1 protein-coding gene is annotated in these 1,579 nt (G+C 61.8%); it reads left to right on the forward strand.

Annotated elements, in window-relative coordinates; all coding sequences use genetic code 11:
- The first annotated feature begins 305 nt into the window (after positions 1-305).
- Positions 306-1,550, forward strand: coding sequence for an IS110 family transposase (locus tag ACFRAU_RS26025; protein WP_378002015.1), 1,245 nt, complete (start codon positions 306-308; stop codon positions 1,548-1,550).
- The last annotated feature ends 29 nt before the right edge of the window (positions 1,551-1,579 follow it).

Genomic DNA, 1,579 nt, shown 5'->3' on the forward strand with positions numbered 1-1,579 from the left:
CCAGTTTAGTCTCCGAGGGGCGGTCGCCGCGCCGTGGCGGTGGAAAATTGGTGGGTCCCTCACCTGTCTTGGTCGTGATCTGGTGCTCATCGGTGGGGCGGGAGGAGACTTGGGAGTGTGTTTCGGTTGACCCCGGTCGCTCTATGGTGCCGGTGAGCCCGTAGTTTAGTTTGGTGGCGGAGGGCACATCTTGTCCGCGGGACCGTGGATTGTTGCTTCGAGCACGAATGTCAGATTTGTTGTTTATCCGTCCTCCCCGGAACACAGACACCTTTTCACAGGGCGACTTTGGAAGGTGATCCGCTATGGAGGTGATCCACCCGCGGTGCGCGGGTGTCGATGTTTCGAAGAAGGACGCGAAGGTCTGCGTCCGCGTCCAGGGCCGTGGGTCCAGGCCCACCACGTCCACTGTCACGACCTGGGTTTCCATGACCGCCCGGATCCTGGACCTGCGGGAACACCTGCTCAACGAGCATGTGACCTTGGTCGTGTTGGAAGCGACCAGTGATTACTGGCGGCCCTTTTACTATCTGCTCGAAGACGAAGGGTTGGAGGTGATTCTGGTCAACGCCCGTGATGCAAGGAACGTTCCGGGCCGCAAGAGCGATGTCTCCGACGCTGCTTGGCTGGCTGATCTGGGCGCCCATGGGCTCGTGAGGGCTTCGTTCGTGCCACCACCCCCGGTGCGTGAACTGCGGGATCTGACCCGGGCCAGGACCGTCATTACCCGTGAACGTACCAAGGAAATCCAACGTCTGGAGAAGCTGCTTGAGGACGCCTGCATCAAGCTCTCGTCCGTGGCCTCGGAAATCACAGGCGTCTCCGGGAGACTGATGCTGCAGGCCCTCGTCGAGGGCGAGAATGACCCGGTCGCACTGGCAAACCTCGCCCAGCGCAGCTTGCGTTCAAAGATCCCCGAGCTCACCGAGGCGCTCAATGGCAGGTTCCATGACCACCACCGCTTCATGGCGGCTCTGTATCTGCACCGGATCGACGCTCACACCGCAGACATCAGCGACCTCAGCGCCAGGATCGAAGAGGCGATCGCGCCCTTTCTCCTCGCCCGGGAACTCCTCGTGAGTATTCCGGGCGTCAGCAGAACGGTCGCCGAGGTCTTCCTCGCTGAAACGGGAGCTGACATGAACGTCTTCCCCACGGCCGGGCAGTTGGCATCGTGGGCCGGAACCTCCCCGGGGTCCAACGAGTCCGCCGGGAGGGTCAAATCCACGAAGACCCGGCCTGGCAACCGATACCTCAAGGGAGCCCTCGGTGTCGCGGCCCTCTCGGCAGCCCGATCGAAAAACACCTACTTCTCCGCGAAATACAGACGGATCACCGCCCGGCGCGGTCCGTCCAAAGCGATCGTCGCGTTGGAACACGCCATGCTGACTGCAGCCTGGCACATGCTCACCACAGGAGAGCTCTACCGGGATCCCGGAGCCGACTATTTCGCCGGACGCGCCCCAGCCAAGACCAAGGCCCGCGCGATCGGACAGCTCGAGTCCCTGGGCTACCAAGTCATTCTCGAACCCTTGCAACAAGCCGGCTAAGAAACCACAACCGTTAATTTTCATGTCAG

Origin of the sequence: Arthrobacter sp. NPDC056691 (assembly GCF_042791415.1) — a bacterium.
Taxonomy (GTDB): Bacteria; Actinomycetota; Actinomycetes; order Actinomycetales; family Micrococcaceae; genus Arthrobacter.

Excerpts from the sequence above, each read along its gene's own strand:
- ACFRAU_RS26025 (WP_378002015.1), top strand. The coding sequence starts at position 306 with ATGGAGGTGATCCACCCGCGGTGCGCGGGTGTCGATGTTTCGAAGAAG.